14 protein-coding genes are annotated in these 14894 nt (G+C 71.3%); 5 read left to right on the top strand and 9 right to left on the bottom strand.

What is annotated here, in order from left to right; genetic code table 11:
• Window positions 1-159 precede the first annotated feature (159 nt).
• A complete protein-coding gene (locus tag AC07RM_RS09850) occupies window positions 160-1359 on the top strand; it encodes an AGE family epimerase/isomerase (protein ID WP_495334334.1) in 1200 nt (399 codons plus the stop codon).
• 6 nt (window positions 1360-1365) lie between these two features.
• Here the strand turns inward: AC07RM_RS09850 and AC07RM_RS09845 are convergent, their stop codons facing one another.
• Complete coding sequence (locus tag AC07RM_RS09845; protein WP_208511028.1) at window positions 1366-2307, bottom strand: glutaminase; 942 nt, start codon at window positions 2305-2307, stop codon at window positions 1366-1368.
• Between the two features lie 13 nt (window positions 2308-2320).
• Entirely contained in the window at window positions 2321-3223 is a 903-nt protein-coding gene (locus AC07RM_RS09840; RefSeq protein ID WP_495334333.1) for a DMT family transporter, read from the bottom strand.
• Window positions 3224-3387: 164 nt separating this feature from the next.
• Here AC07RM_RS09840 and AC07RM_RS09835 point away from each other — a divergent pair, with 164 nt between their 5' ends.
• A complete protein-coding gene (locus tag AC07RM_RS09835) occupies window positions 3388-3720 on the top strand; it encodes a DMT family transporter (protein WP_495334332.1) in 333 nt (110 codons plus the stop codon).
• Window positions 3721-3724: 4 nt separating this feature from the next.
• On the opposite strand, the gene AC07RM_RS09830 is transcribed toward AC07RM_RS09835, so the two are convergent.
• The 3 genes from AC07RM_RS09830 to AC07RM_RS09820 are packed head-to-tail and all read right to left on the bottom strand — an operon-like array spanning window position 3725 to window position 5691.
• Complete coding sequence (locus AC07RM_RS09830; RefSeq protein WP_093343813.1) at window positions 3725-4231, bottom strand: BON domain-containing protein; 507 nt, start codon at window positions 4229-4231, stop codon at window positions 3725-3727.
• The gene (locus AC07RM_RS09825) at window positions 4228-4737 is read right to left on the bottom strand and encodes a flavin reductase family protein (protein ID WP_208511032.1); all 510 of its coding nucleotides are present in this window, start codon (window positions 4735-4737) and stop codon (window positions 4228-4230) included. The genes AC07RM_RS09830 and AC07RM_RS09825 overlap by 4 nt, the downstream gene beginning before the upstream one ends.
• Window positions 4738-4767: 30 nt before the next feature.
• Window positions 4768-5691, bottom strand: a complete 924-nt coding sequence (locus AC07RM_RS09820; protein WP_495334331.1) for a LysR family transcriptional regulator — start codon at window positions 5689-5691, stop codon at window positions 4768-4770.
• Between the two features lie 107 nt (window positions 5692-5798).
• On the opposite strand from AC07RM_RS09820, the gene AC07RM_RS09815 reads away from it, so the two are divergent.
• Window positions 5799-7790 (top strand): alkyl/aryl-sulfatase, encoded by a 1992-nt coding sequence (locus AC07RM_RS09815; protein WP_495334330.1) that lies wholly within the window; start codon window positions 5799-5801, stop codon window positions 7788-7790.
• A 7-nt stretch (window positions 7791-7797) separates the two neighbouring features.
• Here the strand turns inward: AC07RM_RS09815 and AC07RM_RS09810 are convergent, their stop codons facing one another.
• Window positions 7798-9999, bottom strand: coding sequence for a DUF6351 family protein (locus AC07RM_RS09810; protein WP_495334329.1), 2202 nt, complete (start codon window positions 9997-9999; stop codon window positions 7798-7800).
• Window positions 10000-10186: 187 nt separating this feature from the next.
• On the opposite strand from AC07RM_RS09810, the gene AC07RM_RS09805 reads away from it, so the two are divergent.
• Window positions 10187-11077 carry a helix-turn-helix domain-containing protein gene (locus AC07RM_RS09805; RefSeq protein ID WP_495334328.1) on the top strand — a complete coding sequence of 297 codons (891 nt, stop codon included), beginning with the start codon at window positions 10187-10189 and terminating at the stop codon, window positions 11075-11077.
• An 18-nt stretch (window positions 11078-11095) separates the two neighbouring features.
• Here AC07RM_RS09805 and AC07RM_RS09800 read toward each other — a convergent pair whose 3' ends face one another.
• Window positions 11096-12124 carry an SDR family oxidoreductase gene (locus tag AC07RM_RS09800; protein WP_495334327.1) on the bottom strand — a complete coding sequence of 343 codons (1029 nt, stop codon included), beginning with the start codon at window positions 12122-12124 and terminating at the stop codon, window positions 11096-11098.
• A gap of 64 nt (window positions 12125-12188) precedes the next feature.
• Between AC07RM_RS09800 and AC07RM_RS09795 the strand changes: the two genes are divergently transcribed.
• Window positions 12189-13193, top strand: a complete 1005-nt coding sequence (locus tag AC07RM_RS09795) for an AraC family transcriptional regulator (RefSeq protein ID WP_495334326.1) — start codon at window positions 12189-12191, stop codon at window positions 13191-13193.
• A gap of 12 nt (window positions 13194-13205) precedes the next feature.
• On the opposite strand, the gene AC07RM_RS09790 is transcribed toward AC07RM_RS09795, so the two are convergent.
• On the bottom strand, window positions 13206-13889 hold the full coding sequence (locus AC07RM_RS09790; protein WP_495334325.1) for a nitroreductase: 684 nt from the start codon (window positions 13887-13889) through the stop codon (window positions 13206-13208).
• Window positions 13890-13893: 4 nt separating this feature from the next.
• Window positions 13894-14862, bottom strand: a complete 969-nt coding sequence (locus AC07RM_RS09785) for a Bug family tripartite tricarboxylate transporter substrate binding protein (protein ID WP_398495517.1) — start codon at window positions 14860-14862, stop codon at window positions 13894-13896.
• Between the last annotated feature and the right edge of the window lie 32 nt (window positions 14863-14894).

Below are 14894 nucleotides of genomic sequence, written 5' to 3'. Positions count from 1 at the left end.
TGAGTACGGCTGCGGTCCTCGGCACGACCTCGGGGCGCTCGCTACGGTTTCTTCACACCTTGTGAGCACTGCGCAAGGGCGTCGTTTCTCGACGATCGGGCCGGGATGCTGATAGCCTGAGGTGCCGCGCTCAGCCATCGCAACCCAGCCCTTCCTGCCATGCCCGACTTCCGCTCGCCCGAATTCCTGATCGGCCACGTGCAGCACACGCTCGCGTTCTACGACGGCCGCAGCCTCGATCCGCAAGGCGGCTTCTTCCACTTCTTCAAGGACGACGGCACGGTCTACGACCGCCGCACGCGCCACCTGGTGAGCAGCACGCGCTTCGTCTTCAACAATGCCACCGCCTGGCGCCGCTTCGGCCGGCCCGAGCACCTGGCGGCGACGCGCCACGGCCTCGCGTTCCTGCAGCGCGCCCATGCGCATCCGCAGGGCGGTTACCTGTGGGAGCTCGACTGGCACGAGGGCCGCGCGCAGCTGCGCGACGGCACCCACTACTGCTATGGCCTGGCCTTCGTGCTGCTCGCGCACGCGCACGCGGCGATGGCCGGCGTGGACGAGGCGCGCGCGGGCATCGAGAGCACCTGGCAGCTGCTCGAGCGGCATTTCTGGGAGCCGCGCCATCAGCTCTATGCGAACGAAGCCACTGCCGACTGGACCGTGTCTCCCTACCGCGGCCAGAACGCCAACATGCATGCCTGCGAGGCGATGATGGCGGCCTTCGAGGCCACGGGCGACGCGAAGTACCTGGACCGCGCGGCGACGCTGGCGCAGGCGATCGCGCTGCGCCAGGCCGACCTGACCGGGGGCCGGGTCTGGGAGCACTTCCACGAGGACTGGTCGGTCGATGCCGACCACAACCGCGGCAACCGCGCTGACATCTTCAAGCCCTGGGGCTTCCAGACCGGCCACCTGACCGAGTGGGCCAAGCTGCTGCTGCAGCTCGAGGGCCTGCTCGCCGGCCGGGGCGTGGAGACCGGCTGGATGCTGCCGCGCGCGCAGTCGCTGTTCGAGGCGGCGATGCGCCACGGCTGGGACGCCGAGTTCGGCGGCCTGGTCTACGGCTTCGATCCCGAGGGCGCGCTCTACGACGGCGACAAGTACTTCTGGGTGCAGGCCGAGAGCTTCGCGGCCGCCGCGCTGCTCGCGGTGCGCACCGGCGAGCCGCGCTACTGGGACTGGTACGACCGGATCTGGGACTACGCCTGGCGGCACATGGTCGACCACGAGCATGGCGCGTGGTTTCGCATCCTGTCGCGCGACAACCGCAAGCTCGGCGACGAGAAGAGCCCGGCCGGCAAGACCGACTACCACACGATGGGCGCCTGCCACGACGTGCTGCGCGCCCTCCGCGCCTGAAGCAACTCAGAACACCGACAGCCCCGTGCGCGCCACGAACATCTCGAGCGCCTTCATGCCCAGCAGCGAGTTGCCGGTGGCATCGAGCGCGGGCGACCACACGCTGAGCGTGAGCCGGTCGGGCACCACGGCCACGATGCCGCCGCCCACGCCGCTCTTGCAGGGCAGGCCGATCGAGAAGGCCACGTCGCCCGCGGCGTCGTAGGTGCCGCAGGTGAGCATCAGCGCGTTGATGCGCCGGGTCTGGCGCTCGCTGGTGATCGCGGCCTCGCCGTCGATCGGGTGCGCGCCGTCGCGGCACAGGTAGCCGGCGGCGCGCGCGAGCTGGCGGCAGCTCATGCGCAGCGCGCACTGGTGGAAGTAGGTGTCGAGCACCTCGGTCACGTCGTTGTCGAGCTTGCCGAAGCTCTTCATGAAGTTGGCCAGCGCCACGTTGCGAAAGCCGGTCTCGGCCTCCGAGCGCGCGACCTCCTCGTCGAAGCCCACGGGCTCGCCCGCCAGGCTGGCCATGAGCGCGAGGATGCGCGCCTTGGCGCTGCCGCCCTCGGCGCGCGCATGGCTCACGAGCCGGTCGGCGACCGCGATCGCGCCCGCATTGATGAAGGGGTTGCGCGGCTTGCCCTGCTCGTTCTCGAGCTGCACCAGCGAGTTGAACGGATTGCCCGAGGGCTCGCGGCCGATGCGTTCCCACAGCGCGTCGCCCACGGCCTGCATGGCGAGCGTGAGCGTGAACAGCTTGGACACGCTCTGGATCGAGAACGGCGTGTCGGCATCGCCGGCCGCGGCCTCCTCGCCGTCGCAGGTGCGCAGCGCGATGCCGAACTGCCGCGCGTCGACGCGCGCGAGCGCCGGGATGTAGCTGGCCACCGTGCCGGCCTGGCCCAGCAGCGGTTGCATCGCGGCCGCGATCTCGTCGAGCACGGGCTGGAATCGGGTGGATGTCGCCATGTCGCTCGTTCCTTCAGGCGCGGCGCGCGCCGCCACGGTTCACCAGCACGATGCCCACCGCCACGCCGGCCAGCGCCACCACCAGCTGCGGCGTGAGCGGCTCGGACAGCAGCAGCACGCCGAACACCAGCGCGAACAGCGGCGTGAGGAAAGTGAAGGAGGACATCTGCGTGGCCGGGTAGTGGCGCAGCATCCACATCCACGCGAGGTAGCTCGCGAAGGCGCCGATCACGGTCTGCAGCGCGATCGAGGTCCAGGCCCAGGCCGAGTAGTGCGTGCCCCAGGTCTCGCCGAGCAGCAGCGAAATCACGGGGCAGACCGCGGCCGTCACCGCGACTTGGTAGAACAGCGTCTTCTCGGCGCTCGCGGTGGCGAGCCGGGTGGCGCGCAGGGTCAGCGTGGTCAGTCCCCACAGCATGCCGGCGGCGAGCGCCAGCGCGTCGCCGCGCAGCTGCGACGAGGAGGTGTGGCCGAAGCCTTCGCTGAAGGCCAGCACCACGGCCGCGAAGGCGATCGCGAGCCCGGCCCACTGCAGGCCGCGCAGCCGCTCGGCCGGCACCCAGCGCGGCAGGAACAGCGAGACCCAGAACGGCGCCGTGTAGAGGAACACCGTGAGCCGCGAGGCGCTGGTGAGCTGCAGGCCCAGGTAGATGCCCGCGAACTCGCCCGCGAACAGCAGCCCCGCGAGCAGCCCGCCGGGCAGCGTGCCGTCGCGCTCGAACAGCGGCACCTTGCGCCAGGCGCACCACAGCCCCAGCAGCACGACCGCGCCGGCCATGCGCATCGAGGCCTGCCACATCGGCGGTACCTCGGCCACGGTGGTCTTGATGAGGATCTGCTGCAGGCCCCAGAAGGCGCAGCAGACGACGAGCAGGCCGATGGCGAGCGCGTCGAGGTGGGTTTTTCTCTGGATCATCTGTTGTTCGTTCTTCGCAAGGCGGCCCGCCCGCATCGCGCGGCGGCGCCGACGATCCTAGCGCGCGGGCGCTTCCCCGCTACCATCCGGGTTTCGTTCCCGGGTACCGCCCCTCCCGTTCCTGGTTCCGCATCCGGTATAGATGCGGGGCCCGGGAGGCATGCATGGGCATGCGGAATTTCTCGTGGCTGCTGCTCGCGGCCAGCATCGCGGCGGAGGTCGTCGGAACTATCGCGCTGCGTCACGCCGACGGCTTCACGCGCGCACTGCCTTCGGCCGTGGTGGCGGCGGCCTATGCGCTCGCGATCTGGCTCATGGCGCTGGCGGTGCGGCAGCTCGAGGTCGGCCTGGCCTACGCGGTCTGGGCCGGCGCCGGCACCGCGCTGATCGCCGTCTGCGGGGTCTTGCTGTTCGGCGAAGCGGTCACGCTCGCGCGCTGCCTCGGCGTGGCGATGATCGTGCTCGGCGTGGTGGTGCTCCACCTCGACCCGCGCTGAGGCTTCAGCGCCCCGCGACCGGGTACGGCGGCTTGCCGCGCGTGCCCACCATCAGGTCGGGCACCACTGCCTCGACGTCGGGCAGCGCGCGCGCCGCGCGTTCGAGCTGGCGCGCCAGCGCGGGCGAGGGCACGCAGCCCTGCAGGTAGACCCAGCGCCGCTGCACCATGACCCACACGCTGCCCCGGCGCACACCCGGCACCGCCTCGAGCGCGGCGCGCACCTTGGGCGCGAGCGGCTTGTCGTAGCGGTAGGCGTTGCTGTCGCTGCATTTGCCCGCGAGCCAGCAGCTGGTGCCGCGCTCGAGCCGCGAATGGATCTGGATGCGGCGCTCCTCGGCCGTGTAGAACGGGCCTTCGGGTTCGGGGCAGCCCGGCAGTCCGGCCGAGACGCGGAAGAAGGGATCGTCGAACCAGTTCTGCTTGAGTGGCGCGGCGGCGTCCTGCGCGCTCGCCGCATGCGGCGCGGCAACGGCGCACAGCAGGGCGAGCACCGGCGCCGCGTGCTTCACAAGGGATGTTCCGTGTAGAAGCGGCCGCCGTGGAACAACAGCGGCGAGGCGCCGGCGTCGTGGCTGCAGCGCTCCACCTCGCCGACGAAGATCACGTGGTCGCCCTCGTCGTAGCGGCTGCGGTTGAAGCACTCGAAGCTCGCCGCGGCGCCCGCGAGCACCGGCGCGCCGCCCAGGCCCTCGGTGAAGGCCACGTCGGCCCAGCGATCGATGTCCTTGGTGGCGAAGCGCTCGGCCAGCGTCTTCTGGCTGGCCGCGAGGATGTTCACCGTGTAGTGCGAGCCGGCCCGCAGCGCGGCCATCGAGGCGGCGCTGCGCGACAGGCTCCAGAGCACCAGCGGCGGCGACAGCGAGACCGAATTGAAGGAGTTGGCGGTGAGCCCGACCAGCGTGCCGTTGGCCGCGCGTGCCGTGACGATGGTCACGCCGGTGGCGAACATGCCGAGCGCCGCGCGGAATTCAGCGGACGAGAAGGTGGGCGGCTGGGCGCTGCGCAAGGTGGTCACGAAGGAGCGGGAACGGTGGAGGGCAGGGGCCTATTCTGGCGCACCCGTCCTTCCCGCCCCCGGCGCGGCCGACATCACCTCGGTCACGAAGCGGGTGTAGGCCGCCGCGGCCGGCGAGGGCGTGCGGCCCGCGAGCGTGACCAGGCCGTAGTGGGTGCGCATGCCTTCGAGGCCCGCGATGGGCAACGGCACCAGCGGCTGGGTCTCGTGGCGGAAGGCCGGCGCATCGGGCGCCAGCACCACGGCGCGCGCCGTGAGCGCGAGATGGCGCAGGGTGCCGGTGTCGTCGCAGACCAGGTTGAACACGCCGCGGCCGGCGCGCTTCGCCTGGCGTTCGAACTGCGCTGCTACGCGCGCCGGCAGCTTCGGGCCGGCGACCGGGTAGTCCATCGCCTGCTCGAGCGTGACCGACGCCAGCCTGCGCAGCGGATGGCGCGGCTGCACGAAGAACGACACCGGCACGTCGGGCAGCCGCATGGTTTCGAGGCCGCCCTGGCGCGCGAGGTCGCGCGTGTCGGCGATGAACAGGTCGATCTCGCGCCGGTGCAGCCGCTCGGCCAGGGTGGCGGTGTCGGCCACCTCGGTGCGCACCGAGAGCTGCGGATGCCGTTGCACCAGCAGCGTCAGCGCCGCGCGCCCGAGAATGCCGGCCGCGAACGGCCCCAGGCCCACCTGCAGGCTGCCGGCGGCCAGGCCCTCGAGCTGCAGCACGTCCTCCTTGAGCTGGCGCGCGTCGATGAGCAGCTCGCGGGCGCGCGCCAGCACCAGCTCGCCGGCCTGCGTGAAGCGCACCGTGCCGTAGGCGCGGTCGATCAGCCGGACCTGCAGGCCTTCCTCGAGCGCCTCGATGCTGCGCGAGAGCGCGGGCTGCGAGAGGTGCGAGGCCTGGGCCGCGCGGCCGAAGCTGCCCTGCTCGGCGAGGGCGACGAGGTGCTGGAGCTGGCGCAGCTGCATGGCGATCTTGTGTTTTTCTTTAAATCGATCGACGTATTTTGCATTTGCCAATGGTTTGGGGGCTGCCCAGAATCGCGCCACTTTCCAGCTTCGCGCCAGGCCGCACCATGCATCTCCTCCACGTCCTTCCACGCGCGCACCGCGCCGCCGCCGCCTGCGCCGCGCTGGCCTGCGCCATGGCCTTGGCGCAGCCGGCAACGCCCCTCGCGCCCAAGCCGCCGGAGCCCGCCACGCTGGCCGCCAACGCCGAGTTCGCGAAGACGCTGCCCTTCGCCGACCGGCGCGATTTCGAGGACGCGATGCGCGGCTTCGTCGGCACCGTGCCCGACGCGCTGGTGCCCGGCGCCGGCGAGCGCCCGGCATGGAGCATGAAGCCCTACGGCTTCCTGCAGGCCGACGCGCCGGCCGACAGCGTCAACCCGAGCCTGTGGCGCCAGGCGCAGCTCAATGCGATCCACGGGCTGTTCCGCGTGACCGACCGGGTCTACCAGGTGCGCGGCTTCGACATCGCGAACATGACCATCGTCGAGGGCGACAGCACGCTGATCGTGATCGACCCGCTGCTCGCCGCCGAGACCGCGCGCGCCGCGCTCGCGCTGTACTACCAGCACCGGCCGCGCAAGCCGGTCGGCACCGTGGTCTACACGCACGGCCACGCCGACCACTTCGGCGGCGTCAAGGGCGTGGTCGACGAGGCCGACGTGGCGGCCGGCAGGGTGCAGGTGATCGCGCCCTCGGGCTTCATGGAGACCGCGGTGGCCGAGAACATCCTCGCGGGCAATGCGATGAGCCGGCGCTCGCAGTACCAGTTCGGCTCGCTGCTGCCGCCCGGCGTGCGCGGCCAGGTCGACACCGGGCTGGGCAAGGCGCTGGCGCGCGGCACCGTCACGCTGATCGCGCCCACCGCCACCATCGACAAGCCGACCGAGGAGCGCACCATCGACGGCGTGCAGTTCGTGTTCCAGCTCGTGCCGGGCTCGGAGGCGCCGTCCGAGATGCTGATGTACCTGCCGCAGTTCCGCGTGCTCAACATGGCCGAGGACGTGACGCACACCATGCACAACCTCTACACGATTCGCGGCGCCGAGGTGCGCGACGGCAGCCTGTGGTCGAAGTACATCGACCAGGCGCGCGTGGCCTTCGGCGACAGGACCGACGTGCTGATCGCCCAGCACCACTGGCCCACCACGGGGCGCGATCGCATCGTCGAGCTGCTGAAGAAGCAGCGCGACATGTACAAGTTCATCAACGACCAGTCGCTGCGGCTGCTCAACCACGGCTACACCGCGGCCGACATCGCCGAGACCCTGCGCATGCCCGCGAGCCTCGAACAGGAATGGTCGGCGCGCGGCTACTACGGCACCCTGCGCCACAACGCGAAGGCGGTCTACCAGAAGTACCTGGGCTGGTACGACGCCAATCCCGCCAACCTGAATCCGCTGCCGCCCGTGGCCCAGGCCCGCAAGACGGTGGAGTACATGGGCGGCGCCGAGGCGGTGATCGCGCGCGCCCGCGGCGATTTCGCCAAGGGCGAGTACCGCTGGGTCGCGAGCGCGATGAGCCAGGTGGTCTATGCCGATCCCTCGAACCGCGCGGCGCGCGAGCTCGGCGCCGATGCGCTGGAGCAGCTGGGCTACCAGTCGGAGGCCGGCACCTGGCGCAGCGCCTACCTGGTGGGCGCGATGGAGCTGCGCAACGGCGTACCGAAGATCCCGTCGGGCGGCACCGCCAACGCCGACACGCTCAAGGCCGTGAGCAACGACCTGTTCTTCGACTACCTCGGCGTGCGCCTCGATGCCGCGAAGGCCGAGGGCAAGCGGCTGGTCATCAACTGGAACTTCACGGACTCGAAGCAGCAGTTCGTGCTGACGCTCGAGAACTCGGCCCTGACCCACATCGCCGGGCGGCAGCCGGATGCCGACGCCACGGTGACGCTGAGCCGCGCCATGCTCGACGCCGTGACGCTGAAGCAGACCAGCTTTCCGGCCGCGGTGCTGGCCGGCCAAGTGCGCATCGAGGGCGATCGCGCGAAGCTGGCCGAGCTGATGGCGATGCTCGACAGCTTCGAGCCGATGTTCCCGGTGGTGGAGCCGCGATGAACCCGGCTCAGGGCAGGTCGGGCAGCGGCATGCCGCCGACGACGACCTGGCCCAGCGTGTCCAGGTAGGTCTGCCAGAAGCGCGTGGGCTGCTGGCCCTTGCCGGGCCGGCCGAAGTCGCACACGCCGGTGGGGAAGGCGGCCTTCAGGCGCGACCATTGCGTGTCCGAGAACACCACCGTGCCGTAGCTCGCGCGGTCGAGCGGCGCGAGCTGGCACTCGAGCACGTCGCCCGTGATGGCCTCGCCGGCCGCCATCCGCGTCGAGCCGTCGGCCAGACCGTTGCATTCGAGCATCGAGAGCCCCGTGCCGTCGGCGCTGCCGCAGCGGTCGTTGGCGCTGGCGGGGCGATGGGCAATCACCTTCTGCGCGAGCGGCGTGGCGCCGCCGTCCCGCTCGATCGCGCCGAGCCAGGCGTCCATCGTGTCGTAGGCCTCGCGCTGGCTGCCGGCTTGGTACCAGATCGCCTGGTTGGCGTGGCCGCCGTTGGCGCGGTCGAGCCGCGCGCGCAGGGTCCACGAGCGGTGCTGGTGATGGATGCCGCTGATGTCGAGCGTGCGGATGTCGATGATCGCCACCTGGCCCAGGCCGTTGGCCTGGTTGAACGAGCCCGAGCGGTACGAGGCCTCGATCGCGCCCGGGTCGGCCGCCACGCGCGGCGCCTGCAGCGCGTAGTCGATGGTGTGCGAGCCGATGTTCGCGTTGAGGTCCACGAACTGCTCGGCGCTGATGCGGCCCGCCTTCAGCGCGAGCAGGCCGTACTGCAGGCCCACGTTCGAGTAGGGCCGGTTGGCGAAGCCGTCGGGCCGCTTGCCGAAGATCGAGATCGCCGAGTCGGCCGAGGTGCAGCGCGCGCCGCCGGGGTTGAAGGTGGCGTCGTAGCGCGCGCCCGGGGGCGCGTCGCAGCCGCCGAGCGCGGTGGGCGAGGTGCCGGGGATGTTCGCGATGTTGGTCGCGTAGGGGTTCAGGTTGTTGTTGAACTTGTAGAAGTCGATCCACTCGGTGCACACGGCGGTGTTCAGGTGGCCCGAGGCGGCGGCCTGCTGGTCGGGCGTCCACGCGGTGGCGGTGCGGCCGAAGTAGTTGCGCAGCAGCGCGCAGTCCTCGACCTCGTTGCCGGTCGATCCCGCATCGGGAAAGGAGGCGCCGACGATGATCCCCTGGTAGAGGCCCGGATAGGCGTTGGCCATCCACTGCTGGGCGATGGCGCCGCCCGAGCTGCCGTAGCCGAAGGTGTAGCGCAGCTCGCCGTAGGCCTCGACGATGCGCTCCTTGGCCATCATCGTGGCCTCGGCCTGCACGGCGATGTTGCAGTTGTGGCCCGAGTCGTTGAGCGACACGGCCAGCACCGCGAAGCCGCGCGAGAGCGCATCGCGGTCGAGCACGCGCTGCGAGGACAGGGCGTTGGACTGGCCGTAGCCGTTGCCGCAGCCCGAGCCATGCTGGATCAGCAGCTTGCGGTTCCACGCGGCCTGCGGCTGCCACGGCGCCCAGGGCTTCGCGGGATCGAACAGCACCGCCACGTCGTAGTAGTCGCGGTCCTGCACGCCGGTCTCGATGCGCACCACGAAGGGCACGGTGCGGCCCTGGTCGGTGGTGGTGGTGGCGATGTCGGCCGGCGGCCGGGCCGGGTCGTAGGGCTGGAAGCCCGCGACCGCCGGATCGCTCGACAGGTACTTGAAGCCGTAGCTCACGGGGCGGTTGCAGTCGGCGTCCTGCGCGCCGGCATCGCAGGCCCAGGGCTGGATCTGCGGGCCGTAGAGGATGCGCCCGCCGTTGGCGTGGTTGGTGATCACTAGCGACGACAGCGCCGTGTCGCCGGCGCGCGCGGTCAGCAGGTGGCGGCCCTCGCTCATGCCGGTGACCAGCCCCATGAAGCGCTCGCCGGGCCGCATCGCGAACGCGGACGACACGTCGGTGCCGTCGAGCTCGATGCGCAGCGCGCTCGCCGCGATGCCCGCGGCCGGCACGATCTCGACCAGCGCGTCGCCGCCGCTGACGAGGTCCGCGCGGTTCGACAGCACCTTGATGTCGGCCGCCTTGGTCGTCGTTGCGGGCGGCTGCGCGGGGTTGCCCGTGCTCGCGGGCGGAAGGCCCGCGAAGCGCGCGCCGCCATCGCCGCCGCCGCAGCCGGCAAGCAGCGCGCCGCCGCCGATGCACCACGCCGCCAGCAGCACGCTGCCGCGGCCGCTCCATGTCTTCTCGCTCATCGTGTCTCCAGGTATTGATTGGCGGCGCGATGCTAGGCAGCGCGCGCGGCCATGGCTTCCACGAAACGGCGCGGCTTTTCAGAATCTTGCAATTGCTTGCGGGCGCTGCGGGCAAACCTGCATGCCCGCGGCGGGCCGCGCGTCGGACACTCGTGCCTTCCTTCCCCGACAGAAAGACAAGACGCCCGTGCAGACCTTCGCCGAGCGATTCGACACCACGACCGCGTCCCGCACGAAGTTCGAACCCGAGGCGGTCCTGCTGCAGGACCAGGGCCTCTGGCCCGGGCTGCGGCTCGAGGAGTGGCGCGGCTCGGGTGGGGAGATGCCCGAGACCGTGCTGTTCCAGCACGGCGTGATGCTGCACCACGAGGCACTGACCTCCGCGCGCATCCACTGGTCGGGGCACCGGCCGGTGACGGGTGACTTCGCGCCGGGCAGCTTCGGCATCTTTCCCGCCGGGCTGTCGTACAGCGGGCATGCGCGCGGCCGCTGGCGCGGCGTGGTGCTGGGGCTGACGCCGGGCCTGGTGCAGGCCGTCTCGAGCTCGCCGGGCGCGAGGACGGTCGAGCTGGTGCCGGGCAACGGCATCCGCGACGGCTTCGTCTGGCAGGCCAGCCTCGCGCTCGCCGCCGACATCCGCGAGGGCTATCCGGGCGGCGCGATCTACGGGGAAAGCATCGCGGTGGCGCTGGCGGCCTACTTGCGGCGGCACCATACGGCCGATCCGCGGCTGCAGGTCGAGCGCATCGAGGCCGGCGACGCGCTGCGCCGGCGCGTGCAGCAGTTCATCCTCGACCAGTTGCAGGAGAAGCTCACGCTCGCCGAGATGGCGGCCTTCGTGCAACTCGATGTCTATTCGTTCGCGCGCTGGTTCAAGCGCGCCTTCGGCATGCCGCCGCACCGCTACCTGATGGCCGCGCGGATCGCGCGCGCGCGGACGCTGCTGCTGCGCACCGAGCTGAGCCTGGTCGAGATCGCGCTGCAGTGCGGCTTCAGCAGCCAGAGCCACCTGTCGAGCGCGTTCCGGCGCTTCGCCGGCATCGCGCCCGGCAGCTACCGGGCGCGCGGGAGGGAATGAGGCGGCGGCGTGCGCCGCTCACGCCTTCAGCAGCTGGAGCCGCACCAGGCTCTCGGCCGTGGCGACGATCGCCTCCTCGGCCGGGCGCGGATTCCATCCGAGCAGCCGCCGGGCCTTCTCGCTGGTGGCGTTCATGTTCACGCCGAGCATCGGCACGACGGCCTTCATGCGCGGGTCGGTCTTCGCGCCGAGCCGCACCAGCCAGTTCGGCAGGGCCCGCGTCGACACCTTCTGTGCCGCCGTGCCCATGCGCTCGCGCAGGATGCCCGCCACGTCGGCCAGCCACAGGCTCTCGCCCGCGATCGCGAGGAAGCGCTCGCCCTTGCCGGCCGGATGCGTCATTGCGAGCAGGTGCAGGTCCGCCACATCGCGCACGTCGACGAAGCCCGAGTTGATCTTCGGCGAGCCGGGCTGGCCGTCCATCATTCCCTTGATGATCTGGATCGAGTGCGAGAAGTCGGCACCGAGCGCGGGGCCCAGCACCGCGGTCGGATTGACGGCCGCGAGCTCGAGGCCGCGGCCTTCCTTCTCGACGAAGGCCCACGCGGCGCGCTCGGACAGCGTCTTCGACCGCTGATAGGGCGCGACGTCGCCCGCGAGGTTGCTCCAGTCCTCTTCATTGAAGGGCCGGCCCATCGGCCCATGGCCGACGCCGACCGCGCCGAAGGCCGAGGTGAGGACCACGCGCTTGACGCCGGCATCGCGCGCGGCGCGCAGCACGCGCAGGTTGCCGTCGACGGCCGGCCGGACCCAGTCCTCGTCGGTGGCATAGCTGCCCGATGGCGTGGGCGAGGCGCCGTGGATCACGTAGGTGCATCCCTTCGCGGCCTCGGCCCAGCCGGCGTCCGCGCCCAGGTCCGCGACCACGAAGCCCAGCCGCTCGCCCGGCTCGGCGCCGCCCGTCCTGAGGTGTTCGCGGACCTCCGCTTCCCGTGCGAGCGTGCGCACGGTCGTGCGGACGCGAAATCCCTGGGCCAGCAGCGCGAGGATGCAGTGCTGCGCGATGAAGCCGGTGCCGCCGGTGACCAATACCAAAGCCTGTTCCATGTCCGTTCCTTGTTCGTCCGTGATGCGAGGTGGGGAACGATATTTCGAGGGGCTCGGACTGTGAATGCTTGGGAGTACGCTTTGCTTGCGCGATAGTACGAAGATGAGCGCCGATCCCTTCTCCGACATCCTCAAGCTGACCCATGCGCAGAGCCTGGTGACCGGCGGCTTCACGGCCGGCGGCACCTGGGCGATCCGGTTTCCGGCGCCCGACAAGATCAAGTTCTTCGCCGTCGTGAAGGGCCACTGCTGGGTTCGCATCGAGGGCGAGCCCGAGCCCGCGCGCTTCGAGACCGGCGACGTGGGGCTGCTGTCGGCGCACCGCTGGTCGATCCTGTCCAGCGACCCCGAGGTCGAGCCCGTCGATGCCATGGGCCTGTTCTCGGGCGCGGGCCGCTCCTCGGCGCAGCTCGGCGACGGCAGCGAGTTCGCGCACATCGGCGGCCATGTGCTGCTCGACCCGGTCAGCGGGCCCTTGTTGTTGAATGCGCTGCCGCCGTGGATCCATGTCCGCGCGTCGGCGCCGCAGGCCCCGGTGTTCCGCTGGCTGCTCGATCACCTGATGGAGGAGCGCACGCAGGCACAGCCGGGTGCGCAACTCGCCGCGGCCCAGCTCGCGCAGCTGCTGTTCATCCAGATCCTGCGCGCGCACCTGGGAACCTCGGGGCCGCTGGTCGCGGGCTGGCTGCGCGCCCTGAGCGAGCCGCGCATCGCGCCGGCCCTGCGGGCGATGCACGACGATCCGGCGCGTGCCTGGCACCTCGAGGAGCTGGCCAGCGCCTGCGCCATGTCGCGCACCACCTTCGCCTCGCACTTCAAGGCCGTGGCCGGCATCGCGCCGCTGGGCTACCTGACCGAGTGGCGCATGCGCCTGGCCGAGCGCGCGCTGGGCGAGGACGACACGCCGGTCGCGCTCGTGGCGCAGAGCCTGGGCTATACCTCCGAGAGCGCCTTCAGCCATGCGTTCAAGCGCGTCACCGGGAGTTCGCCGACGGCCTACAGGCAGGCGCTGCGCGCGGGGGCGAGGGTGGGACTCACGGGCCGCGAGGCGGTGCCGCAGGAATCCTAGGCACCGCGCCCTTCAGTCGCGCGACCACTGCAGGGTCGCGTCGATGGGCGCGCGCGAAGTCCTGTAGCCGTTCGCCGGATCGTCCGCATCGGCGTGGCCGAAGGAGATGCCGCACACGACCTGCTGGTCGGCGGGCAGGCCGAAATGCGCGCGGATCGCCGCGGCGTGCCGCGCCAGCGCGGCCTGCGCGATGGCCGCGACGCCGTGCGCCTCGGCCGCCAGCAGGAAGTTCGCGACCCAGCCGCCGGCGTCGACCAGCGCATAGGGCCCGAGCTCGGCCGGCACGGTGACGACCAGCACGTGGGGCGCGCCGAAGAAGTCGAAGTTGCGCAGCGCCTGGACCGCCGAGGCGTCGCGATCGCCGCGGCGCACGCCGACGGCGTCGTAGAGCTGCAGGCCGGCTTCGCGGCGCCGCTCGAGGTGCACGCCGCGGTACTCGGCGGGAAAGGGAAAGTCGCTGGCCGGCGGCTGCGCGCGCGCCGCGGCCTGCATGGCCGCGCGGAAGCGCTCGGTGCCCGCGCCGCGTGTCACGACGATGCGCCAGGGCTGCGTGTTGCACCACGAGGCCGTGTGGCGCGCGGTCTCGAACAGGCACTCGATGGTGGCGTCGGGCAGCGGCTCGTCCAGGAAGGCCCGGCAGCTGCGGCGGCGCGACGCCAGGTGCGCGAGCGTCTGGACTTCGGATGTGCTCGACACCGGCTCACTCCGCCTGGATGCCGGCGTCCTTGATGCGCGTGCCCCAGGCTGCTTCCTGCTCGACCATGAAGCGCGCGAATTCCTCGGGCGGCGCGGGATAGGGCTCGAGGCCCAGCGCCGCGAAGCGTTCCTTGATCGCGGGCTTGTTGAGCGACTTGACGACTTCGGCGCTGAGCTTCGCGACGATGTCCGGCGGGATGCCGGCCGGCCCCATCAGCCCGCCCCAGGCGATGTACGAGAAGCCCGGAAAGGTCTCGCCCAGCGCCGGCAGGCCCGGCATCAGGACCGAGCCCTTGTCGGCCATCATGGCCAGCGGCCGCACCTTGCCGTCCTTGACCAGCCCCTGCGACGACGCCAGGTCCACGAACATGAAGTCGAACTGGCCGCCCACCAGGTCGACCAGCGCCGGCGGCGTGCTGCGGTAGGGCACCGCGATCGCCGAGAACTTGCCGACGTTCATCAGGTGGGCGCCCGCCACCTGGCCGGTGGCGTTGCCGTAGCCCATGGTGTTCTTCGCGCCGCCGCGCACGGCCTTGAGGAAGTCGGCGACGTTGGTCAGGGGCGAGGTGCCATTGACCACCAGCACGAACGGAAAGTTGGTGGTGCGCGCGATCGCGGTGAAGTCCTTGATCGGCGCGTAGTTGAGCTTCTTGTAGAGCCAGGGATTGGCCGAGTGGGCCGAGCTCGTGCCCAGCAGCAGGGTGTAGCCGTCGGGCGCGGCCTTGCTCACGGCCTCGGCGGCGATCGAGCCGTTGGCGCCGGGCTTGTTGTCGATCACGATCGGGGCGCCCAGTCCCTTGTGCACGTCTTCCATGAGCACGCGCGTCATCACGTCGGTGCCGCTGCCCGCGGCGAAGGGCACCACGACGCGGATCGGCTTGGCCGGATAGGGCTGGGCCGAGGCCGCGGCGCAGGCCAGGGCGAGCGCGCCCGCCGCGAGCGCCTTCGCCAGGAAGGAATCCAGAATCTGCATGCTTGTCTCCTGTGCCGCTGAGGGCTTGTTGT

The sequence above is a fragment of the Variovorax sp. GW821-FHT09B05 genome, assembly GCF_059418265.1.
This window is presented reverse-complemented; position numbering and strand designations above follow the sequence as displayed.

Coding starts and splice junctions, on each gene's coding strand:
- AC07RM_RS09785 (WP_398495517.1), bottom strand. CDS start 14,862: ATGCAGATTCTGGATTCCTTCCTGGCGAAGGCGCTCGCGGCGGGCGCG.
- AC07RM_RS09810 (WP_495334329.1), bottom strand. CDS start 9,999: ATGAGCGAGAAGACATGGAGCGGCCGCGGCAGCGTGCTGCTGGCGGCG.
- AC07RM_RS09795 (WP_495334326.1), top strand. CDS start 12,189: ATGCTTGGGAGTACGCTTTGCTTGCGCGATAGTACGAAGATGAGCGCC.
- AC07RM_RS09815 (WP_495334330.1), top strand. CDS start 5,799: ATGCATCTCCTCCACGTCCTTCCACGCGCGCACCGCGCCGCCGCCGCC.
- AC07RM_RS09840 (WP_495334333.1), bottom strand. CDS start 3,223: ATGATCCAGAGAAAAACCCACCTCGACGCGCTCGCCATCGGCCTGCTC.
- AC07RM_RS09835 (WP_495334332.1), top strand. CDS start 3,388: ATGGGCATGCGGAATTTCTCGTGGCTGCTGCTCGCGGCCAGCATCGCG.
- AC07RM_RS09850 (WP_495334334.1), top strand. CDS start 160: ATGCCCGACTTCCGCTCGCCCGAATTCCTGATCGGCCACGTGCAGCAC.
- AC07RM_RS09820 (WP_495334331.1), bottom strand. CDS start 5,691: ATGCAGCTGCGCCAGCTCCAGCACCTCGTCGCCCTCGCCGAGCAGGGC.
- AC07RM_RS09845 (WP_208511028.1), bottom strand. CDS start 2,307: ATGGCGACATCCACCCGATTCCAGCCCGTGCTCGACGAGATCGCGGCC.
- AC07RM_RS09800 (WP_495334327.1), bottom strand. CDS start 12,124: ATGGAACAGGCTTTGGTATTGGTCACCGGCGGCACCGGCTTCATCGCG.